This is a genomic window from Paenibacillus sp. V4I5 (genome assembly GCF_030817255.1).
GTDB lineage: Bacteria > Bacillota > Bacilli > Paenibacillales > NBRC-103111 > Paenibacillus_E.
On sequence record NZ_JAUSZB010000002.1, the window covers coordinates 4,887,615 to 4,910,509 of the forward strand.

The 22,895-nt window shown below is 46.8% G+C and carries 21 protein-coding genes and 1 tRNA gene; 20 read left to right on the top strand and 2 right to left on the bottom strand.

All coding sequences use genetic code 11. The features are described from left to right. The 13 genes from hisH (at position 1) to QFZ78_RS24395 (ending at position 13,563) form a co-directional block, all read left to right on the top strand. Complete coding sequence (gene hisH / locus QFZ78_RS24335; protein ID WP_307551356.1) at positions 1–606, top strand: imidazole glycerol phosphate synthase subunit HisH; 606 nt, start codon at positions 1–3, stop codon at positions 604–606. A 48-nt stretch (positions 607–654) separates the two neighbouring features. Continuing rightward, entirely contained in the window at positions 655–1,413 is a 759-nt protein-coding gene (gene hisF, locus QFZ78_RS24340; protein WP_307551357.1) for an imidazole glycerol phosphate synthase subunit HisF, read from the top strand. Beyond that, complete coding sequence (gene hisIE, locus QFZ78_RS24345; RefSeq protein WP_307551358.1) at positions 1,410–2,072, top strand: bifunctional phosphoribosyl-AMP cyclohydrolase/phosphoribosyl-ATP diphosphatase HisIE; 663 nt, start codon at positions 1,410–1,412, stop codon at positions 2,070–2,072. The genes hisF and hisIE overlap by 4 nt, the downstream gene beginning before the upstream one ends. 26 nt (positions 2,073–2,098) lie before the next feature. Beyond that, positions 2,099–2,905 carry a histidinol-phosphatase HisJ gene (gene hisJ / locus QFZ78_RS24350; RefSeq protein ID WP_307551359.1) on the top strand — a complete coding sequence of 269 codons (807 nt, stop codon included), beginning with the start codon at positions 2,099–2,101 and terminating at the stop codon, positions 2,903–2,905. A 75-nt stretch (positions 2,906–2,980) separates the two neighbouring features. Beyond that, entirely contained in the window at positions 2,981–3,931 is a 951-nt protein-coding gene (locus QFZ78_RS24355; protein ID WP_307551360.1) for a ribose-phosphate diphosphokinase, read from the top strand. Positions 3,932–4,241: 310 nt separating this feature from the next. Beyond that, positions 4,242–5,978: a tetratricopeptide repeat protein gene (locus tag QFZ78_RS24360; RefSeq protein WP_171641352.1), complete on the top strand. Its 1,737-nt coding sequence runs from the start codon at positions 4,242–4,244 to the stop codon at positions 5,976–5,978. Positions 5,979–6,121: 143 nt separating this feature from the next. Beyond that, positions 6,122–7,069: a thioredoxin-disulfide reductase gene (gene trxB / locus QFZ78_RS24365; protein ID WP_307551363.1), complete on the top strand. Its 948-nt coding sequence runs from the start codon at positions 6,122–6,124 to the stop codon at positions 7,067–7,069. A gap of 230 nt (positions 7,070–7,299) precedes the next feature. After that, positions 7,300–8,247 (top strand): ROK family glucokinase, encoded by a 948-nt coding sequence (locus QFZ78_RS24370; protein ID WP_307551365.1) that lies wholly within the window; start codon positions 7,300–7,302, stop codon positions 8,245–8,247. Between the two features lie 76 nt (positions 8,248–8,323). Further along, positions 8,324–9,211 carry an RNase adapter RapZ gene (rapZ, locus tag QFZ78_RS24375; protein ID WP_171641358.1) on the top strand — a complete coding sequence of 296 codons (888 nt, stop codon included), beginning with the start codon at positions 8,324–8,326 and terminating at the stop codon, positions 9,209–9,211. 31 nt (positions 9,212–9,242) lie between these two features. Next, positions 9,243–10,226 (top strand): gluconeogenesis factor YvcK family protein, encoded by a 984-nt coding sequence (locus tag QFZ78_RS24380; protein ID WP_057302620.1) that lies wholly within the window; start codon positions 9,243–9,245, stop codon positions 10,224–10,226. A gap of 5 nt (positions 10,227–10,231) precedes the next feature. Then, a complete protein-coding gene (whiA, locus tag QFZ78_RS24385; RefSeq protein ID WP_029195994.1) occupies positions 10,232–11,164 on the top strand; it encodes a DNA-binding protein WhiA in 933 nt (310 codons plus the stop codon). A 147-nt stretch (positions 11,165–11,311) separates the two neighbouring features. Continuing rightward, positions 11,312–11,581: an HPr family phosphocarrier protein gene (locus QFZ78_RS24390; protein WP_028555561.1), complete on the top strand. Its 270-nt coding sequence runs from the start codon at positions 11,312–11,314 to the stop codon at positions 11,579–11,581. A gap of 212 nt (positions 11,582–11,793) precedes the next feature. Next, entirely contained in the window at positions 11,794–13,563 is a 1,770-nt protein-coding gene (locus QFZ78_RS24395; protein WP_307551367.1) for a copper amine oxidase N-terminal domain-containing protein, read from the top strand. A 201-nt stretch (positions 13,564–13,764) separates the two neighbouring features. On the opposite strand, the gene clpP is transcribed toward QFZ78_RS24395, so the two are convergent. Continuing rightward, entirely contained in the window at positions 13,765–14,346 is a 582-nt protein-coding gene (gene clpP, locus QFZ78_RS24400) for an ATP-dependent Clp endopeptidase proteolytic subunit ClpP (RefSeq protein ID WP_029195996.1), read from the bottom strand. Positions 14,347–14,577: 231 nt separating this feature from the next. Continuing rightward, positions 14,578–14,649 (bottom strand) — tRNA-Arg (locus QFZ78_RS24405). A gap of 304 nt (positions 14,650–14,953) precedes the next feature. Here QFZ78_RS24405 and QFZ78_RS24410 point away from each other — a divergent pair. The 7 genes from QFZ78_RS24410 (at position 14,954) to QFZ78_RS24440 (ending at position 22,891) form a co-directional block, all read left to right on the top strand. Continuing rightward, a complete protein-coding gene (locus tag QFZ78_RS24410; RefSeq protein WP_307551369.1) occupies positions 14,954–15,976 on the top strand; it encodes a sugar-binding transcriptional regulator in 1,023 nt (340 codons plus the stop codon). 85 nt (positions 15,977–16,061) lie between these two features. Continuing rightward, positions 16,062–17,069 carry a type I glyceraldehyde-3-phosphate dehydrogenase gene (gap, locus tag QFZ78_RS24415; protein WP_171641362.1) on the top strand — a complete coding sequence of 336 codons (1,008 nt, stop codon included), beginning with the start codon at positions 16,062–16,064 and terminating at the stop codon, positions 17,067–17,069. A 122-nt stretch (positions 17,070–17,191) separates the two neighbouring features. Next, positions 17,192–18,373 (top strand): phosphoglycerate kinase, encoded by a 1,182-nt coding sequence (locus tag QFZ78_RS24420; protein ID WP_307551370.1) that lies wholly within the window; start codon positions 17,192–17,194, stop codon positions 18,371–18,373. Positions 18,374–18,443: 70 nt separating this feature from the next. Continuing rightward, entirely contained in the window at positions 18,444–19,196 is a 753-nt protein-coding gene (gene tpiA, locus QFZ78_RS24425) for a triose-phosphate isomerase (protein WP_307551371.1), read from the top strand. Between the two features lies 1 nt (position 19,197). Continuing rightward, complete coding sequence (gpmI, locus tag QFZ78_RS24430) at positions 19,198–20,736, top strand: 2,3-bisphosphoglycerate-independent phosphoglycerate mutase (RefSeq protein ID WP_307551372.1); 1,539 nt, start codon at positions 19,198–19,200, stop codon at positions 20,734–20,736. 34 nt (positions 20,737–20,770) lie between these two features. Beyond that, entirely contained in the window at positions 20,771–22,063 is a 1,293-nt protein-coding gene (gene eno / locus QFZ78_RS24435) for a phosphopyruvate hydratase (RefSeq protein ID WP_171641369.1), read from the top strand. Between the two features lie 117 nt (positions 22,064–22,180). Continuing rightward, the gene (locus tag QFZ78_RS24440) at positions 22,181–22,891 is read left to right on the top strand and encodes a M50 family metallopeptidase (protein ID WP_307551374.1); all 711 of its coding nucleotides are present in this window, start codon (positions 22,181–22,183) and stop codon (positions 22,889–22,891) included. Positions 22,892–22,895 lie beyond the last annotated feature (4 nt).

Genomic DNA, 22,895 nt, shown 5'->3' on the forward strand with positions numbered 1-22,895 from the left:
ATGATCGCCATTATTGATTATGGAATGGGTAATTTGCACAGCGTAAGCAAGGCTGTCGAACGTCTAGGCTACGAAGCTGTTGTAACAGGGGATGCTGAGCAGATCCTAGCAGCTGAGGGTGCTATCCTGCCAGGTGTAGGAGCATTCGGGGATGCGATGGAGCAGCTGCGTGAGTCGGGGCTGAATGATGTCGTCATCCGTTATGCGGCATCGGGTAAGCCTCTGTTGGGTATTTGCCTTGGCATGCAGTTGTTGTTCGCCAGCAGCGAGGAGCACGGGGATCATGAGGGGCTTGCCCTTTTGCCTGGCTCGGTCGTTCGCTTTCGCGGCGACTACAAGGTACCGCACATGGGTTGGAATCGATTAGTCCACAAGCAAAATGACAGTCCGATTTTTCAAGGTATCGATGAAGGGCACGTGTACTTCGTCCACTCCTATCATGCGAAGCCGGAGCGCGAAGGCGACCTGCTGGCGGTAACGGATTACCATCAGCCAGTGACGGCCATTGTAGGCAGAGATAACATATACGGCATGCAGTTTCACCCCGAAAAAAGTGGGGATATCGGCATGCAATTGCTTAATAATTTTCTGAAAATGTGCAAATAGTTTGCTCTTTTGCTTTTAGATAATCAGGTAAGGAAGGAAGTGCCCATCATGTTAGCCAAAAGAATTATACCTTGTCTAGACGTCAAGGATGGCAGGGTGGTCAAGGGCGTTAATTTCGTTAATTTGCGCGATGCAGGCGACCCGGTGGAGTTGGCAGCGATTTACGATAAAGAGGGCGCGGATGAATTGGTGTTCCTCGATATTTCGGCATCGGTGGAAGGTCGGGCGACGATGGTGGAGGTTGTCCGTCAAACGGCAGGGGAGATTACGATCCCTTTCACCGTAGGCGGCGGCATCTCCAGTGTGGACGACATGAAAGGGCTGCTTCGCGCCGGAGCTGATAAGATCGGTATCAACACTGCAGCGGTTCGCAATCCTCAGCTTGTTTCGGATGGAGCGAGGAAGTTCGGTTCCCAGTGTATTGTCGTTGCCATTGATGCGAAATTTAATGCAGAGTGGGGCGAGTGGGAAGTGTTCACGCATGGCGGACGCAACGCCACTGGCATCAAGACGTTGGAGTGGGCGAAGCGTATGGAAGAGCTTGGCGCGGGAGAAATTTTGCTTACTAGCATGGATGCAGACGGAACGAAGGATGGCTTTGATTTAAAGCTAACACGTGCCGTATCCGAGCTGCTCACGATTCCTGTTATTGCTTCCGGTGGAGCGGGTAAAGCGGAGCATTTCTACGATGTATTTACCGAAGGCAAAGCCGATGCAGGGCTGGCGGCAACCATTTTTCACTATAAAGAGTTAACGATTCAAGGGGTCAAAGATGACCTTAAAGGTAAAGGGGTTGAAATCCGATGACATTTTCAATAGATCAGATTACTTATGATGCACAGGGTCTTGTACCTGCCATCGTGCAGGACGCAGTCAGCAAAGAAGTGCTCATGCTTGCTTACATGAATAGCGAGTCATTGCAGCGTACGATACAAACAGGTGATACTTGGTTCTGGAGTCGTTCCCGTCAAGAGTTGTGGAACAAGGGGGCAACTTCCGGTCACACGCAAAAAGTAAAATCACTGCGCTACGACTGCGATGCAGACACGCTGCTAGTTCTCGTGGAACAAGTGGGACCTGCTTGCCACAATGGTACTTACACGTGCTTCACAGCTAACATTCCTCTGGGAGATGAAGGTTCTGTGCAAGAAGCCGTACCTGCTGCCTCTGTAGGTGATCGTTTCGCGATCCTTGGCGAGTTGGAAGCTGTGATTGCTTCGCGTGACGCTGAGCGTCCTGAGGGCGCTTATACCACGTATCTTTTCGAAAAAGGTGTCGATAAGATTCTCAAAAAAGTAGGCGAAGAAACAGCCGAAGTGATCATCGCAGCCAAAAACAAAGATAACGAAGAGCTTCGCTATGAAGCGAGTGATCTTATTTTTCACTTAATGGTCCTTTTACGTAATAATAAATTGCCTTTGGATGATATTATGAAAGAGCTGGCCAATCGGCACGTCAAAAAGTAAAAAAAACGACCTGGAGTGAATTCACGATGTTGATTGATTATCATACACATCATGTACGCTGCGGTCACGCCTCTGGGGAACTGGAGGAATACGTCAAACGCGGCATCGAGATCGGACTCACACAGTTGGGGCTTTCGGATCATATGCCGCTTTTGCATGTGGACCCTGCGACTTATTGGCCGGAAATGGCCATGCCGATGGAAGAACTGCCTCGTTATGTCGAGGAGTGTCTGCATCTTAAAGAGAAGTACAAAGATCAGATTGATATCCGTGTCGGGCTAGAGGGCGATTATATCGAAGGCTTTGAGACGGAGATTGCCGCAATCGTCAAAGCGTACCCATGGGACTATATTATCGGTTCTGTTCATTTCCTTGGCGAGTGGGATATTTCTGATTTTAGGCAGCTTGCGGGTTGGGATGGCAAGGATATTTATGCCGTTTATACCCAATACTACGAGGCAGTGAAGAAAGCAGTCCGAACTGGACTGTATGACTATATCGGTCATATAGATATGATTAAACGATTTGGTTACGTCCCGGATCGTGATCCGTGGGAGCTGGAGAAGGCGGCACTGGACACTGTGAAAGAATGTGGGCTTGCGATTGAGCTGAATGCTTCGGGCTTGCGCCACCCGTGTAAAGAGATGTTCCCGAGCCGCCGAATGCTGGAATATTGTCATAAGGTGGGAATTCCATTGACGATAGGTTCGGACGCGCACCAGCCGGATCGGTTGTCCCAATATTTGGACGAAGCTAGGGAACTCTTGAAATCCATTGGATTTAACGAATTAGCCACATTTTCTGCCCGAAAACGACATCTTGTGACTTTATAATTTCGACATGTTTCATGTATAATGAGTAGGAACTGTATAATCTATTTAATGAACCTTCGGAGGTAACCATTAACCATGCATAGCGACAATGTTAAAATCTTTTCCGGATCTTCGAATCCGAAGCTTGCGGAACGTATTTGTAAAGAGCTCGGCCAGCCGCTTGGACAAATTAAGCTTTCCCGTTTTAAAAGCGGAGAAATTTACTGTCTTTACGAAGAAACGATTCGTAACTGTGACGTATTCCTGGTACAAACTTTTTCCCATCCGATTAATGAGCACATGATGGAACTTCTGGTCATGATGGATGCGGCGAAAAGAGCTTCTGCAAGAACGATCAACCTTGTCATCCCTTACTATGGTTACTCTCGTCAAGAACGTAAAGCTGCTCCGCGTGAGCCGATTTCTGCTAAATTAGTAGCTGACTTGTTCAGTGCAGCAGGTGCAACTCGTGTTGTAACGATTGACCTTCATGCACCTGCGATTCAAGGCTTCTTCAATATTCCGGTGGATCATCTGACGGCTCTTGATCTTATCAGTGATTGCATCAAGAAGAAAAATTTACCTAACCCGATCATCGTATCTCCGGATGCGGGACGTGCGACAACTGCTGAAAAAATGGCGAACATTCTCGATGCGCCATTCGCGATGATGATTAAGAAGCGCCCAGAACACAATGAGTCTGTGATTACCCACGTCATTGGCGATGTTGCAGGACGTACACCGATCATTATCGAGGATCTGATTGATACCGGTACGACGATTGTCAACGTTGTTGAGAGTCTGAAGGAAAGAGGAGCGCATGACGTATATATTTGTGCGACACATCCTGTGTTCTCTGGACCAGCCCTGCAGCGTTTAGATCACCCTAGCATTAAGGAAGTTATCATTACGGACTCCATTGCGATTCCGGAAGGACATTCGGAAAAATTCAATGTGCTTTCAGTAGCTCCGCTGTTGTCTGATGCGATTCGCATTATTAATGAAGGTGGGTCCCTATCCTCCCTATTCAAATACGGTGGCGTTTAAGCGGAAGCTTAAAAAATCGCCTTTGAAAACGAAGGTTACTCTGGAAGTAGCTCGGCGTCGAATCTTGAACGAAATCCGGGAACTGCGGTACTCACGTAGGCTCACCTACGCTCCGTTCCTCGTTCCTCGGATTTCGTTCAACCTTCTCGGTTTTGAAAGCCGACTTTTTAAGCCTCGATTGAAATAGGATCTAAGGCAAAGTTCAAATGCAAAAATTCAAGACCAGATCTTACCTTCGGATTATGTTTTTGGCTTCCAAGCGATCTATGGTATAATTTGAGTGTAATCAAATTGCCGGAGGTGTCTTGCTATGGAAAAGATTAAGCGTGTGTCCGAAGCGCCAAAGCCTAAAGTTATCTCAATTAACATGGATGCCGCATTCTTTTTCGAGAGAGCGGTTCAATCTTTGGATCGGTTTCATTATGATAAGGCATTGAAATATTTCCGGCGAGCTGCAGAGTATGAGCAGGATAACCCTGTGAATCACTGCAATCTCGCAGGAGTTCTCTCCGAAATGGGCAATTATGACGAGTCGAACCAAATTCTGCAGCATGTCCTTGATACGATCGATCCCGAGATGACGGAATGTCACTTTTATATGGCAAACAACTATGCCAACATGGAAAATTTCGAGCAGGCCGAACAAGCGTTGGTTCGATATTTGGAAACTGACCCAACAGGTCAATTCATGGATGAATCCGAAGAAATGATGGAAATGCTGAGCTACGAGCTTGAACGTCCCGCCCCTCTCACTAGCATTAAGAGTCGAGAAGGGCTCTTCGAGCATGATAAAGCCCGTGCGCTTCTCGAAGAGGGGAAATTCGCCGAAGCTGTGAGGCAGTTAGAGAAATTGGTGAAGAATCAGCCTGATTTCACAGCTGCCCGCAACAATCTGGCACTTGCTTATTACTATATGGGGCAGTTTGAGAAGGCAATGGAAACGATTCGTGCGGTGCTCGATATCGATGCCGGAAATCTGCATGCGCTATGTAATATGGCCATTTTCCATCAGCATTTCGGTAACAAGGAGGAGTTAGCTGAGCTAACATCTCTACTTTGCAAGACATTTCCTTTTCAGCAGGATCATGTGTTCAAGCTTGCTACAACGATGGGTATCCTTTCTGAGCATGAGAAGGCATACCACTTGTTTAAGCGCCTGCTTAAAGCAGGAGACGGCACAGCAGACCCATGCCTCTATCATTATGCAGCGGTAGCAGCCAGCCATATCGGTCGATTCGGCGAGGCTTACCGCTATTGGAAGCAAGCTGAGAAGCTTGATCCCGGCGCCGAAATCTCCAAGTTTTACTTGGAGCAGCTGCGCTCACGCGAGAAGGTCGAAGGGCCGTTAACGTGGAGCTATCATTACCATCTGCCCTTTGAAGAGCAGTTTAGGGTGTTGGAGAAATCCACGCAAGGAATACCAGATCAATTGAAGAAAGATCCGTTGGTGCGATCCTCTTTCTTCTGGGCTTTGCGCCATGGTGATATCGAGACGAAGCTGCAGGTGATCCAAGCGTTCGGCTTGATTGCTGATAATGAAGTGAGAGATGCTTTGCAGGATTTCATCCTAGATCGTCAAGAAGATGACTATTTGAAACGGGTTGCGATTTTCGTGCTTCGCAGCATGGGGATCCGAGAGTCACTTCCTGCCTATCTTGAGAACCAAGAGATTACGGTAGAGGCCTCTCCTTACTCGCCGCATTTGCCCATTTGGGATGCCAAATGGCAGAGTGTGATGGAAACAGCGCTTTCCCATATGCACAAGCGCTACGATATGGTTCAACAGTATGATTTGGAAATACTATGGGTTGAATTTCTGACGAAGATCTACCCAGGCGTGCCTAAGATTCATAAATCCGAGGGCTGGGCGGCAGCGTTAGAATATTTGATCGCCAAAATGCATCGCCGAGCTATTTCCTATCAGGAAGTATCTACACGCTATGGTGTTACAGTCTCAACAGTAAGCCGCAATGTAAAGTTGATTGATGACACGTGCGGTTTGCGTGAGAAAATGGAAGCTATTTTTAACAAATTCACGAGTATTTGATAGCCAGTCTTTTGCCTTGTCGAAAGACCTGGCTTTCATACATAAATAAAGCGGAGCATACGAGGGCTGTCTTGCTGAAGCAAAACGCAGGCGATGCTTACGTAGATAGCTTTCCTGAGGAAAGCACCTAGGAGGGAAACCATATGTACAAATCAGTCGTTGTAGGAACAGGACCATCCGGTCTAACAGCAGCCATTTATTTAGCACGCGCCAACCTTAGCCCACTCGTTATTGAAGGGCCAGAGCCAGGCGGACAGCTAACCACTACTACCGAAGTAGAGAACTTCCCCGGCTTCCCTGAAGGGATTATGGGTCCTGAATTAATGGAGAATATGCGTAAGCAAGCAGAACGTTTCGGCGCCGAATTCAAAACCGGTTGGGTGAACTCTGTTGAGCTAACGAATCGTCCGTTTAAACTGCAAGTTGAAGGTCTTGGCGAGATCGAGACAGAAACACTGATTATCTCCACGGGTGCTTCTGCCAGATTGCTAGGAATTACCAATGAGAGAGAAAACATCGGACGCGGCGTAAGTACTTGCGCAACGTGTGACGGATTCTTCTTCCGCGGTAAAAAGATTGTTGTCGTTGGTGGCGGTGACTCCGCCATGGAAGAGGCGAATTTCCTTACTCGCTTTGCATCTGAAGTTCGCTTAGTCCACCGTCGCGATGAGCTTCGTGCTTCGAAGATTATGCAGGACCGTGCTCGCGGCAACGAAAAAGTGAAATGGGCACTGAATAATACACCGCTTGAAGTTATAGCTGGTGAAAAAGGTGTAACAGGCCTGAAGGTCAAAAATAACGTAACCGGTGAAGATGAAATCATCGAAACAGATGGTATCTTTGTAGCAATTGGCCATACACCGAATACGAAGTTCTTAGGTGGACAAATCGATACGGATGAGCAAGGCTATATTATTGTGAAGCCGGGCACGACGGAGACGAATATCCCTGGTGTATTTGCTTGTGGTGACGTGCAAGACACGAAGTATCGCCAAGCGATTACAGCGGCAGGAAGTGGATGCGCAGCTGCCCTGGAAGCTGAAAAGTTCCTAGAAGGCAACATCGTACACGATTGGAGCCAGTCGCTGTAAGTGGTCTGGAGTCTTTACAGCAAACGTGGAGGGCTAATCTCTCCACGTTTTCTCATTTCTTTGGGAGCTGTTGAATCTTGACCAGTTCACAGGCTTGACTTATAGTTGGAACAGGAGCATAAGTAAACCCCACAAAGTGACGCATAGCCTTCGAAGCATATTCCAATTACTTTGCGGGGACCCCGGAAAATATCCGAAAATTATATGAATATTCATGAGGTGACCTTGCAATGTCAGATCAGATTTATATCGGTGTAGATTTAGGCGGTACGAATATCAAAGTGGGTATCTGCGACGAGCAGGGGAAGCTGCTGCAAACGTTTGAAGGCCCTACAGGCGCGGAGAATGGTTCTGATTTTGTAATTGAGCGAATTGCGCAGTATGTACGCCAAGTTGTCGAAGAGTCTCCGTTTGAATGGGAGCAAGTGGCTGGTATTGGCGCAGGTTTAGCCGGATTCATGGATATTCCGGAAGGCTTCGTCAAATTCTCTCCAAATTTGCTATGGCATAATGTCCCTGCGAAGAAGATGTTGGAAGAATTTCTTGGTAAAACAGTTAAGATTGACAACGATGCCAATGTAGCTGCTTTAGGCGAAGCTTGGGCAGGCAGCGGAGCAGGAATTCCAAATGTGGTTTGCTATACGCTTGGAACAGGTGTTGGCGGTGGTATTATTATTAACGGGAAAATTTATCAAGGTTCTACGGGTATGGCTGGAGAGCTTGGTCATATGTCCGTTGTGCCCGACATTGAAGCGATTCAGTGTGGATGTGGACAAATGGGTTGTCTAGAAACAGTTTCGTCGGCAACAGGCATCGTTCGTATGGCCAATGAAGCGGTCGAACGCGGCGAGAAAACGTCATTAGCTCTTCATGAGAAGATTGAAGCGAAGCATGTCTTCGATGCAGCCAAAAGCGGAGATGAAGTATCTCTGCGCATCGTGAACCGTGCTGCATATTATATTGGACGTTCGATGGCTGCGATGGCTGTTATTGTTAACCCGAAACGATTCATTATCGGTGGTGGTGTTTCTAAAGCAGGGGAAATTTTATTCCAACCGATTCGCGAAACCTTTAAGAAATACACGCCAGAGACAGCCTCAGAAGGTGTTGAGATCGTTGCTGCAACGCTCGGTAACGACGCAGGTATCGTAGGCGCTGCTGGTTTGAATTTAAGATAGACGTAAAACGTACTGTTCGTATGGTTAGCGGATCTGAGTTGACCTGCGAGAAGCACTCCAAAGGAAGGTGTCATTCATGGAAGAAAACCACCCTTTAGCGAAACTGGTCATAATTACAGGAATGTCAGGTGCAGGTAAGACGATTGCCGTACAGAGTCTAGAGGATCTAGGATTCTTCTGCGTCGATAATTTACCTCCTGTGCTGATTCCTAAATTTGCTGAGTTGATCGAGCAGTCGATGGGGAAAATCGGCAAAGTGGCACTGGTGATTGATTTGCGAGGGCGTGAATTTTTCACTGCACTTCAGGAGTCGCTTCGTTATATTCAAGAGAATTACACGCTTAGTTATGAAATTCTATTCCTAGATGCTACCGATGCGACGCTAGTACAGCGTTATAAGGAAAGTCGCCGCCGTCACCCGCTAGCTCCCGATGGAGCGCCGCTTGAAGGTATTGGTCTTGAGCGTAAACTGCTGGAAGAGCTGAAAGGCCTAGCCACACAGGTTATTGACACAAGCACGCTTAAGCCGGTGCAGCTCAAAGAAAGAATTATTTCCCGGTTTACCAATTTGGAAACAAACCGCATATCTATAAATGTAATCTCCTTCGGATTTAAGTATGGTGTCCCTATTGATGCTGATTTAATCTTCGATGTTCGCTTCTTGCCAAATCCACACTATGTAGAACAGCTTCGTCCACAAACAGGTCAAGATCCTGATGTGTATGACTACGTGATGAAGTGGAGCGAAACGCAAGAGTTCCTGAATAAGCTGCTCGATATGCTAAATTTCTTAATGCCTCAATATAAAAAAGAAGGCAAGAGTCAGGTTGTTGTTGGCATAGGTTGCACTGGAGGTAAACATCGATCCGTCGCCATCACTGAATATCTCGGTAAGGTGATGGGGAACAGCGAAACCGAAACCGTGCGTCTGAGTCATCGAGATGCCGAGCGGGACCGTGTATAAGCAGTCCTACGATTAAGAGGGTGAAAGAAGTATGGAACATGTTGAATTACAACGCAAGCCCAGAATAGTCGTTATTGGCGGTGGAACAGGTCTTTCGGTTATGCTTAGAGGATTGAAGGAGAAGCCGGTTGATATTACAGCCATTGTGACGGTAGCCGATGATGGAGGAAGCTCTGGTATTCTCCGGAATGAATTGCAGATGCCGCCTCCAGGTGACATTCGCAGCGTGCTAACGGCCCTTGCTGATGTCGAGCCCTTGTTGTCGCTTATTTTGCAATATAGATTTCAGGTGGGTACAGGTTTAGCTGGACACAGTCTGGGAAATCTAATACTAGCAGCTCTTACGGATATTACAGGTGACTTTGTCACTGCGGTTCAGGAGATGAATCGGGTATTTGCTGTCAGAGGCCGGGTGCTTCCCGCATCGAATCAAGCTATCGTGTTGAAAGCGATCATGGAAGATGGTACCTTAGTCGTAGGCGAGTCCAAGATTCCAAAAGCGGATGGACGCATCAAGCGTGTATTCATCGAGCCAGCCAACGTGACACCGCTAGCTGAAGCCGTTCAAGCTATACGCGAAGCGGATGCTATATTATGCGGCCCCGGCAGTTTATATACCAGCTTGCTGCCGAATCTACTTGTCCCTGGGATCGCGGAAGAGATTGTTAAATCGAATGCTGTAAAGTTGTTCATCTGCAATGTGATGACACAGCCAGGCGAAACCGACGACTACTCAGTCAGCGATCATCTGGATGCCATTTATGATCACTTGGGCCAACATTTGTTTGACTATGTGATTGTGAATAATGGGGAAATCCCTCCGCAAGTCCAGGCGAGATATGCGGAAAAGGGTTCGAAAGCGGTTCATTTGGACCTAGAAGAAGTCACGAAGAGAGGGTATCGGATTATCGCTGATCGACTCGTGCTATTTCGTACCTACCTTCGTCATGATGCAGAGAAATTGAGTGACCATATTTATCAGCTCGTCGAAAGCTGGATGTTAAGGAAGAAGTGAGTCCCTTGTCCTTTGCGGCAACAACCAAAAAAGAATTGACGCTAATTACAGATGCGGAAGCATGTTGTGAAAAAGCGGAGCTGTCGGCATTGATTCGAATGAATGGATCTGTGCAGTTAACCAGCCAACGCGTCGTACTTGATATTTCAACCGAAAATGCAGCTATTGCTAGACGGATATACACGCTCATCAAAAAGACGTACAAATTGCACACCGAGCTGCTCGTGCGTAAAAAAATGCGTTTGAAGAAGAATAACGTGTACATTGTTAGAGTTCCTGGTCAGGTCCAGGAGCTGCTCAGTGATCTGAAAATTGTTTCCGAAGGCTTCATCTTCACCACGGGAATTAACAAAGAGATCATTCGAGGCAACTGCTGCAAACGGGCCTATCTTCGTGGGGCATTCATGGCTGGAGGCTCGGTAAATAACCCCGAGGGTTCTTCTTACCATCTCGAGATTGCCTCGATTTACGAGGAGCATTGCAAGGCGTTATCGCAGCTTGCGAACAAATTCGACTTGAATGCCCGCTGCATCGAACGCAAAAAAGGGTTCGTCTTGTATATCAAGGAAGGCGAGAAGATTATCGAGTTTCTAAGTATCATTGGCGCACATCAAGCGCTTCTGCGCTTTGAAGATGTCCGAATTATGAAGGATATGCGTAACTCGGTAAATCGTATTGTCAATTGTGAAACAGCGAACCTCAACAAGACGATTGGTGCAGCTGTTAGACAGATCGAAAATATCCGTCTCCTGCAAAGGGAGGTCGGACTGGATAGCTTGCCTGAGAAGCTAAGAGAGGTTGCCGAGATTAGACTTCAGCATCCCGATCTGAATCTCAAGGAGGTTGGCGACATGCTTAAGGGCAGTGTAAGCAAATCTGGCGTCAATCATCGTCTACGAAAAATCGATGAATTGGCTGAAAAACAGCGGAATTCGTAGATAAGAAGGCCCTGTACAGTGCATCTATAAGTTTTTCTCATTTTTTCTAGTGTACTTCAGGGAAAAATGCTATAATGTTAAAACATAGGTAAAGCACTGTTATCAATAGTAATTCATATAAGCTCCATATTAGGGGGAATTAGTTCCATGTCCAGACGTCCAGTCGTTGTGAAGTTGAGAACAGGACTTCATGCCAGACCTGCGGCATTGTTTGTTCAAGAGGCGAATAAATTTTCATCTGAGATCTTTGTTGAGAAAGATGAAAAGAAAGTGAATGCGAAAAGCATCATGGGAATTATGAGTCTTGCGATCAGTACAGGGACCGAAGTCTTCATAAGTGCAGAAGGTTCGGACGCCGAGCAGGCTGTAAACGCTTTAGTCACATTAGTCAGCAAGGAAGAATTGGAAAACCAATAATCCTTCAAAAGCTTCCTTTCGAGGAGGCTTTTTTGCGAGTGAAGTGGCCGTACCGTACAGCGAAGTTTAATAAGTGTCAAATTTGTTAACAATTAGGGAAATTAGCAACCTTTTTCTCTTGTCGACGTCTAATGAACGTGGTCAACGAAGGAAAGGGCTATTTGCCATTTCCACCGTGCTGCATTCAAATGTTAAAGGAGCCAGAGAAGAGAATGAAATTGAATTCGCTAAAAAAAGAGGTTACCCTCCTGCTTGCGTTGATCGTGTTTCTTGCTAGTACGATCGTAGCTCCGGCAGCTCATGCGGTATCGACAAGCTCGTCCTTCATTTTACTTTATATCGATAAGTCAGAAGCGTTCGTGAATGAGGAGCAAATCCATTTGGAGTCTCCGTCTACGATTATCAATGGCAGTACATTCGTACCTGCTAAGTTTCTTGGGGATACGATGGGTTTCAAGGTGGAGTGGAATGATGCTTCACGGACCATACAGATGACTCCTCCGGGTTACGACATTGTTCTCGATGTTGATCATAAGACAGTGACGACTAATGGGGTAGATACACCTTTCGACACGGTTGCTGCGATCGTAAATGGGAAGCTTCTGGTGAAGCTTACTTGGTTGGCAGACTATATGGGCGCGAAGTATAAATATAACAACGAACTCCGTCGAGTGGAAATCGTACACTTTAAGTCGCCTGAGGGCATCTACATTGACCAGGATAGCAATTCCAGACCGGTAGCCAAGTTTACAACAGCGAAGCCTACATACCGTCTTGGAGAGCCTGTGAAGTATCTTGATCTAAGCTATGATCCCGATGCGGAAGGTATTGCGTCCTATGATTGGGCAGGCAATCAGGAAGCTTTTTTCAAACCAGGTAAATATCCGGTTACTTTGACAGTTAAAGATCGTCACGGGCATGTAAGTAAATTGTTCAAGAGCTTTGTAACGGTAGTTAACGAACCCTATTTGACTGAAGTGGAATACCCGATTTATACGAAGCCGGTTGGTGGTTTCATCAAGTCGGACTGGGGCACGATTTGGGCTCATTTCAATGAGATGCCTCTTTTGCCTAAGAAAGTAACTGAGGTTCCAGGACGTACGCTTCTAGTGAGTGACAGTCCGGAAGAGTTTTTTGAGAGTGGTATTTTGTACCGCGACAACATCAATGGTAAGGCACGACTGTATGCCGATCACATCAATGGTACGAAGCAAAAGATGACCATGGCCATATTCGCAACGAATAACTCGGATAAACCGGTTAAAATCAAGACAACGAACAAAGGAGAGGTATATCCTTCCGTTTATGCGAATTTGATCGGTAGTGAAGCGTCAGTTGACTTCCTTTTAGGCAATGTATACACGGACGAACTGACGGTTCCTCCTCATGAGACTTACGTGTATGCGAAGCTTCCGGACTTTTATCCGGGGCAGGGTGTGAACTTATTTTACGATGTGGAAACAGACGGTGAGCTGCAAATCTCATTCGGTGTAACGGATCGCATGCTGACGCCAACGATTGCACAAGAGCTTCCGTTATTGGGCTTCACAGGCCATGTACGAGGGACGTTCCCGATATCGGAGATTAAATGGGATATAGACGCCACAAGCTTCACAAAAACGTCGGTACTAACGATCGGGGATAACAAGACAGATCCGTTCGTTAAAGGGTATGACGTGATGCGGAAGCAGAATGTCGAGAACGGCGGTAATTATGGCGTAGTCTATAAAATCCATGCGGATAAGCCGCGCAAAATGGCTGTAATGATTATGGCCAAAGGCGGCGTGTTCAAAGGACCGTTCAAAATAAACGGTGAGATCATTCCGGTACCATATTCCGGTGTCATCACAGCATTTGACGGAATGCAAGTGCTCGCTCGTACAACGGGTACGGAAGATGCGCTGGACATCGAGTTCACGCCTCCGGCAGGCTCGGCTTTCCCGATTGACCTGATTTTCTATCCGCTGGAAGATAAAAAATAAAAAAAAGTTTGAAAAGATAGGAGCCTTCGGAGACTAGTTAATAACACTAGTACTTCGGGGGGCTTTTATTTTTATGTTTATGAGTTTACGGCAGCTGTGAGGAGTGGAAAGTGACGAATAGGGTTCCATACGAGGCGTAAAAAAACCAGCCGCACGGCCGCTCGTTTGAGCAATCATGCAGGCTGGTTTTTATTCTACAAATTAGACGCGCTCGATGACTTTATCGATGAGTCCGTATTCGGCCGCTTCCGCAGCACTCATGAAATTGTCCCGGTCTGTATCCTTTTCAATGCGCTCGAAAGTTTGACCCGTGCGCTCTGCTAGGATTTTGTTCAGGTTGTCTCTCATTTTCAAAATACGCTTAGCGCGGATTTCGATGTCTGAGGCTTGACCTTCAGCACCACCTAGTGGTTGGTGAATCATGACTTCACTGTTTGGCAAAGCATAGCGTTTGCCTTTGGCACCTGCTGTGAGGAGGAATGCCCCCATGGAAGCCGCCATACCAACGCAGATCGTGGATACGTCTGGCTTAATGAACTGCATCGTGTCAAAGATGGCCATACCGGCTGTAATGGAACCGCCAGGGCTGTTGATGTAAAGCGAGATATCTTTATCAGGATCTTGTGCGGCCAAGAAAAGTAGCTGAGCAATGATGGAATTCGCCACAACATCGTTGACACCCGTGCCTAAGAAAATAATGCGGTCCTTCAGCAAGCGAGAGTAGATGTCATACCCTCTTTCACCGCGCGCGTCCTGTTCGACGACCATAGGAATAAAACTCATGAGAATGACCTCCTTGGGGTGGGTACATGGTTTAAAAGATTGATGCTTGGAGTCAATGTCATCATTGAATTATGAAATTGATCTCCTTTGTACATACTGTTTACAGTATCTACAAGTATGATAACGAAAAAACCTCTGAAGGTCAAGAAAGGTCAAACTAACAACAAAAAAAATCAGCAACAATGCTGATTTTGGCCATTCTGCTGCTGATTCTGCTGAAATTCTTATGAACGCGCCCGAAAGGAATCGAACCTTTATCTCAGGCTTCGGAGGCCTACGTCATATCCATTGGACCACGGGCGCATAAAAAGTTAAAAAGTGAAGCAAGGGTTATTATATGTCAGACGCCCAGAAAAAGCAAGACAGTAAGCCCTTTCAGCCCAGATTAGTGAAAAATGTTTGAACAAATGTTGAATCTGGAAAGATTATTGGTTATAATGAAAAAGTAAGTTATCAGAAAACATTCACGCTTAACAATCTTCAGTGAATTCAACTTTCTGATGTGTGAATTGTGCAAGGAACTTTTTTTTCGCCCGGGTGGGACGCAAAATGTATACCCGGGACATAAAACGTCCATCGACGGATCAGGAGCGTTATAAGTCGTCATATGAGAGAAATACTTGACATTCAGAAACAGCTCTTGCCGGATCTCATGGACATCATGAAGAAGCGGTACTCGATTCTTCATCATATCTTAGTCTCAGGTGTTGTCGGACGTAGAACGTTAGCTTCTTCACTCGATATGACTGAACGCGTGCTGCGCGGGGAAGTTGATTTCCTTAAGGAGCTTGGACTTCTCGAATCGGATGCCACAGGGATGAAGATTACAGAGTCCGGCCGTCAATTGCTTGAAGACATGCAGCCCATCATTAAGATGGCTTTTGGATTGACGGACTTGGAGGAAAGCATTGCTAAGTCGTACAGCATCTCGCAAGTGATTGTTGTTCCGGGAGACTCCGACACTTCGGTATTTACGAAGAAGGAGCTAGGACGTGCAGGTGCAGCAGCACTCCGCAAGTATGTGTCCAAAGATGATATCATCGCTGTAACCGGCGGATCTACGATGGCGCAGATTGCCAATAACCTGGCGATATCCTCTTCCATGAAAGGCAGCTGGTTCGTACCTGCTCGCGGTGGACTTGGTGAGAGTGTGGATATGCAGGCGAATACCATTGCTTCTATTATGGCCAAGAAAACAGGCGGTAAATACCGATTGCTGCATGTACCGGATCATCTCGGGGAGGAAGCGTACCAATCGCTTATCCAAGATCCGCAAATTCAAGAAGTTGTTGACGCAGTTCGCAGTTGTCGCATCGTTGTACACGGTATCGGGGATGCTATGGTCATGGCACGCAGACGTAAGGTCGACGCGGAGACGACACGCAGTCTGGAAGCCGAAGGTGCTCTCGCAGAGGCGTTAGGGTACTATTTTGACCGCCAAGGCAATGTGGTTCACAAGATGCCAACCGTAGGACTTCGTCTGGAGGATCTTCAGCGTATTGAAGTCGTCATTGGTGTAGCCGGCGGGAAGAGTAAAGGGGAAGCAATAGCTTCCGTGCTTCGTCATGGACAGGAAGATGTTCTTGTGACCGATGAGGCAGCAGCTTTGGAAATTATGAAGCATGTTTAATGAAGACGAAAGACATCATAACGTATGCCTTCATCAGCTGCGTTTTGAAATATAATTATTTATTTAATCTTAGGAGGAATTGGCTATGACAACAAAAGTAGGTATTAACGGTTTCGGACGTATTGGTCGTAACGTATTTCGCGCAGCTTTGAACAACTCAGAAGTACAGATCGTTGCAGTAAACGATTTGACTGACGTTAAAACATTGGCTCATTTGCTCAAATATGACACAACTCACGGTAAACTAGACGCTACAGTTGAAGCTGGTGAAGGCGAATTGATCGTTAACGGTCGTTCCATCAAAGTTTTTGCTGAGCGTGACCCTGGGAACTTGCCTTGGGCATCTGTAGGCGCAGAAATCGTTATCGAATCTACTGGTATTTTCACAGCTAAAGAAAAAGCATCCCTTCACTTGAAAGGCGGAGCTAAGAAAGTTATCATTTCCGCTCCAGCTTCCGACGAAGATATCACAATCGTACTTGGTGTTAACGAAGATAAATACGATCCAGCAGCTCACACAATTATCTCCAACGCTTCTTGTACGACAAACTGTCTGGCTCCTTTCGCGAAAGTTATCAACGATAGCTTCGGTATCGTAAAAGGTATGATGACAACTGTTCACTCTTACACAAATGACCAATCCGTGCTTGACGTTCCTCATAAAGATCTTCGTCGTGCTCGCGCAGCAGCTGAGAACATCATTCCTTCCAGCACTGGTGCAGCAAAAGCAATCGGTCTTGTTCTTCCTGAACTTAAAGGCAAATTGAACGGTATGGCTATGCGTGTTCCTACACCTAACGTATCCGTTACTGATTTGGTAGTTGAATTGAAAGTTAACGTAACAGTTGACGAAGTAAACGCAGCTCTGAAACAAGCTTCCGAAGGCCCGCTTAAAGGCATTCTGAACTACACAGAAGATGCGCTAGTATCCAGCGACTTCAATGGTGACCCAGCTTCCTCCACAATCGATGCTCTTTCCACAATGGTAGTTGGCGACAACATGCTGAAAGTGGTTTCCTGGTACGATAACGAGTGGGGCTACTCCAACCGTGTTGTTGACTTGGTAGCTTTCATCGCTAAAAAAGGTCTGTAATTTCATAGACATCACATGAAAAACCACATGAAGGGGAGAAGAGATTCTCCTCTTTATGTGCGATTTACCCATATAAAAGCTTGGCCGCAAGTATACCCTACACGTTCAGGAGGCTTTGACCTATGAGTAAGAAAAGTGTTCGCGATGTTGAAGTAGCTGGTAAAAGAGTATTTGTTCGCGTTGATTTCAACGTACCTGTAGAGAATGGTCAAATCACCGACGAAACACGAATTAGAGAATCACTGCCTACGATTAAATTCTTAGTAGAAAAAGGCGCGAAAGTCATCCTTGCGAGTCATTTCGGACGTCCGAAAGGTCAAGTCGTGGAAGAATTGCGTTTGACGCCCGTAGCCGCAAAGTTGGCTGAATTACTTGGTCAATCCGTGATTAAAGCGGATGTATCGATTGGCGAAATCGTGAAGGCGCAAGTGGATGCTCTTGAAAATGGTGACGTTCTCTTGCTTGAAAACGTTCGTTTCAATGAAGGTGAAGAGAAAAATGATCCAGAACTCGCAAAAGCTTTTGCTGAGCTTGCAGACCTGTTCGTTAATGATGCATTCGGTGCTGCTCACCGTGCGCATGCTTCGACGGAAGGAATCGCACACTTCATTCCAGCAGTTTCCGGCTTATTGATGGAGAAAGAGCTTGATGTTCTAGGTAAAGCATTGAACAACCCAGAGCGTCCTTTCACAGCCATCGTTGGCGGATCCAAAGTGAAAGACAAGATCGCTGTCATTGAGAACCTCCTGAACATTGCAGATAACGTCCTTATTGGCGGTGGTCTGTCCTATACATTCCTGAAAGCACAAGGTCACGAAATCGGTAAATCCCTCGTGGATAACGAGAAACTAGACCTAGCGCTTAGCTTCATTGAGAAAGCCAAAGAAAAAGGCGTTAACTTCTTAATTCCAGTTGATATCGTTGTCGCTGATAAATTCAGCGCAGATGCGAACACACAAATCGTTGACGTTGACGGCATTCCTGCGGATTGGGAAGGCATTGACATCGGACCGAAAACGCGTGAGCTTTACGCAGACGTTATCGCGAAATCCAAGCTGGTTGTTTGGAACGGACCGATGGGCGTATTCGAAATCGAGCCTTTCTCCCACGGTACACGTGAAGTAGCACAAGCTTGTGCAACTACTGAGGGTTATACCGTTATCGGTGGTGGCGATTCCGCTGCAGCAACAGAGAAATTCCACTTGGCTGACCAAATGAACCATATGTCCACAGGCGGCGGAGCTTCCTTGGAATTCATGGAAGGCAAAGCATTGCCAGGCGTAGTAGCCTTGAACGATAAATAATGATTTTCACGAAAAAGCTTATGCTTACGCCGTCAGTTATTCTGACGAATAACTTTAAGGAGCCTATCCAATGAGTAGAAAACCGATTATCGCGGGTAACTGGAAAATGTTCAAAACTGTTTCCGAAGCAATTAGCTTCGTAAATGAAGTAAAAGGCAGCACAGTAGAAGGCGTTGAGAGCGTAATTTGCTCCCCATTCACGAATCTGCCTACTTTGGTTGAAGCTGTGAAAGGTACTGACGTTCACGTAGGTGCGCAAAACTTGCATTTCGAAGACAATGGCGCATACACAGGCGAAATCAGCGGCGTTATGCTGAAGGATCTTGGTGTGGAGTATGTTATTATCGGTCACTCCGAGCGTAGAGCTTACTTCGCTGAGACAGATGAAATCGTGAATAAGAAAGTCGTTGCAGCTTTCAAACACGGCCTAACTCCGATCCTTTGCGTAGGTGAAAAGTTGGAAGAGCGCGAAGCGGGTCAAACGAAAGATGTTTGTAAAGTGCAAACAGAAGCAGCTTTTGCTGGCCTTAGTGCAGAACAAGCAGCACAAGTTGTTATCGCTTATGAGCCAATCTGGGCTATTGGTACAGGTAAATCTTCCACTGCTGAAGATGCACAAGACGTCATCGGCTACATCCGTCAACTTGTGAGCGGTCTATACGGCGCGTCCGTAGCAGATGCAGTTCGCATTCAATATGGCGGCAGCGTGAAGCCGAACAACATTGCTGAGTACATGGCACAGCCTGACATTGATGGAGCACTTGTAGGCGGAGCGAGCTTAGAGCCAGCTTCCTACATCCAGCTTGTCCAGGGGGCGAAGTAACATGTCGAGACCGAAACCGGTAGCACTCATCATTCTCGATGGCTTCGGACTCCGCTCGGAAGAGCAGGGGAATGCGGTTGCTCATGCCAAAAAGCCTAACTACGACCGTTACTGGTCGAGTTATCCACATACAACCCTTACCGCTTGCGGTGAGGCCGTAGGTTTGCCAGAAGGCCAGATGGGGAATTCTGAAGTAGGACACCTGAACATTGGCGCAGGCCGTATCGTTTATCAGGATCTGACGCGGATTTCCAAATCGATTCGTGATGGTGAATTTTACGATAATGAAACGATTCTAGGCGCTTTTCGACATGCAAAAGCAAACGGAAAGAAGCTGCACCTCTACGGGCTGCTCTCCGATGGCGGCGTACATAGTCACATTCAGCATTTGTTCGCTTTGCTGGACTTGGCTAAGAAAGAACAATTTGATGATGTGTACATCCATGCTTTCCTAGATGGCCGCGACGTGGCTCCAGATTCCGCAAAGAGTTATATGGCCAGCCTGCAGCACAAAATCATGGAAGTCGGCGTAGGGCATATCGCAACCGTTCAAGGCCGCTATTATGCGATGGATCGCGATAAACGTTGGGAGCGGACGGAGAAATCCTACCGTGCCATGGTTTATGGCGAGGGGCCTGCTTACACAGATCCAATGAAAGCTATTGTTGAATCCTATGAGAAATCGATCTTCGACGAGTTCGTTATGCCAACGGTTATCGTCTCCGATGATGGCAAGCCGGTAGGTCTTGTAGAATCAGGGGATGCGGTTATCTTCTTCAACTTCCGCCCTGACCGTGCGATTCAGCTTTCGCAAGTCTTCACGAATGAAGATTTCCGCGGTTTTGACCGTGGTCCTAAAGTAGCTAAGAACCTGTACTACGTATGTCTGACACTGTTCAGTGAATCCGTAGACGGCTTCGTTGCCTACAAGCCTAAGGATCTCGACAATACCCTTGGCGAGGTGCTGGCTCAGAACGGTCTGAAGCAGCTTCGCGCAGCGGAAACAGAGAAATATCCACACGTGACGTTCTTCTTCAGTGGTGGTCGGGATGCTGAACTGCCAGGGGAAACGCGTCTTCTCATTCCTTCGCCGAAAGTAGCTACTTACGATTTGCAACCAGAAATGAGTGCATATGAGTTGGCAGCTGCTGTAGTTAAGGAAGTCGAAGCAGATCGTAATGACGTAATCGTCCTCAACTTCGCTAACCCTGACATGGTAGGTCACTCAGGTTTGTTGGAGCCTACGGTGAAAGCAATCGAAGCAACAGATGATTGTCTAGGTCAAGTTGTAGAAGCGATCCTCGCCAAAGGCGGCGTGGTGTGTATTACAGCAGATCACGGGAATGCAGATCTTGTTACGAATGCAGATGGATCACGCAACACAGCACATACAACGAATCCTGTGCCTTTTATTGTTACGGACAAATCTGTTACACTAAGAGACGGCGGAATTTTGGCAGATATTGCCCCAACGATGCTAGACTTCTTAGAGGTTACACAACCGGAACAGATGACCGGGACAACCATCATAAAGCGCTAATTAAAACATACTATTAAAGGAGTGTTTTCTAACAATGACGATTATTTCTGATGTTTATGCACGCGAAGTATTGGATTCCCGCGGTAACCCAACAGTTGAGGTAGAAGTATATCTAGAGTCCGGCGCTTTCGGCCGCGCTATCGTTCCTTCAGGCGCTTCCACAGGCGCATACGAGGCTGTTGAGCTTCGTGATGGTGACAAAGGTCGTTACCTTGGTAAAGGCGTTCTGAAAGCCGTTGAGAACGTGAACGAAATCATCGCTCCAGAAATCATCGGTCTTGACGCGCTTGATCAAGTTGGCATCGACCACAAAATGATCGAGCTTGACGGTACTCCTAACAAAGCAAAATTAGGCGCTAACGCAATCCTAGCTGTTTCCATGGCAGTAGCTCGCGCAGCAGCAGATGCTTTGGATGTTCCACTTTACGTATACCTTGGCGGATTCAACGCTAAGACGCTTCCAGTTCCTATGATGAACATCATCAACGGTGGGGCACATGCCGATAACAACGTTGACGTTCAAGAGTTCATGGTTCTGCCGGTAGGCGCGCCTACTTTCAAAGAAGCTCTTCGCATTGGCGCTGAGATTTTCCATAGCTTGAAATCCGTATTGAAAGAAAAAGGCCTTAACACTGCAGTTGGCGACGAAGGCGGATTCGCTCCTAACTTCACATCCAACGAAGAAGCAATCACGACGATCCTTACAGCAATCGAAAACGCTGGTTACAAACCAGGTGTTGACGTATTCTTGGGTATGGACGTTGCTTCCACAGAATTCTTCAAAGATGGTAAATACCACCTTGAAGGCGAAGGCAAATCCTTCACATCCGCTGAGTGGGTTGACTTCCTTGCTGCATGGGTTGATAAATACCCAATTATCACGGTTGAAGACGGTTGTTCCGAAGACGATTGGGAAGGTTGGAAATTGCTTACTGAGAAATTGGGTAACAAAGTTCAACTCGTTGGTGACGATCTATTCGTTACGAACACTGAGCGTCTTTCCAGAGGGATCGAAGAAAACATCGGTAACTCCATCTTGGTTAAAGTTAACCAAATCGGTACGCTTACTGAGACTTTTGATGCAATCGAAATGGCAAAACGCGCTGGTTACACAGCAGTAATCTCCCACCGGTCCGGTGAGAGCGAAGACAGCACAATCGCTGACATCGCTGTTGCTACCAACGCTGGTCAAATCAAAACAGGTGCTCCGTCCCGTACGGACCGTGTAGCGAAATACAACCAACTTCTTCGTATCGAAGACGAGTTATTCACTGTAGCTCAATACGCTGGTAAAAAAGCATTCTACAACTTGAGAAACTTCAAATAATTTCAGCCATAATATAGGGATGTTTGGGCGGAGCTCAAATTTTATATAGGGATCTTTGAACTAGTTCAAAGTCTCTCAGATATGATTAATTAATTAAATACCGAAGGGGTCTGCTGTATGAGCAACTGGGTGAAAACTATTTTATTTCTGATAGGTTCCGCGGTGCTCACGCACTGGATCCCTTCTTCTTTTTTTCGCAACATAGACACGATGGTTCATGAATTTGGGCATGCTGTGGTGACCTTGGCGCTATCGGGGAAAGTGATGTACATCGAGCTCTATGCCAATCATAGTGGTGTGACGTACTCAGCCATATCGAAACCGTGGGCGATCATTCCAGTGGCCTTAGCAGGTTATGTGACGGCGTCTCTCTTTGCTTGGTTCCTGTTCTCGGCTTATTCGAAAGGCAAGCAGCGTTTAGGTCTACAGGTGATGATCGCGCTTTCTGCTCTCTCGTTGGTATTGTTTGTCCGTAACGGATTCGGGATTATGTTCTTAGTCGGTTTCATTGCGCTGACGATCATTGTTATGGCGCTTACGCCAAAGTGGTTGCGTGATTTCTACTACTTACTGCTTGCTTTCTTATGCTTAGAAGAGTCTGTATTTGGCCCCTTCTCTTTGATCATCTATGCATGGGGGAATGCACGGCAAGCGGGTGATGCCTCCAATTTGGCGCAGCATACCGGCATTCCGGCTATGGTGTGGGCCGTCCTATTTACGCTTTTTGCTTTGTGGTGTGCTAAACAGGCCGTGCAAGCTTTTCTGGGGCGAAAAAAACGCGCTAAAAGTTGGGGTCAACAATCACCAACACCATCCTACCGCGACTAGAAGA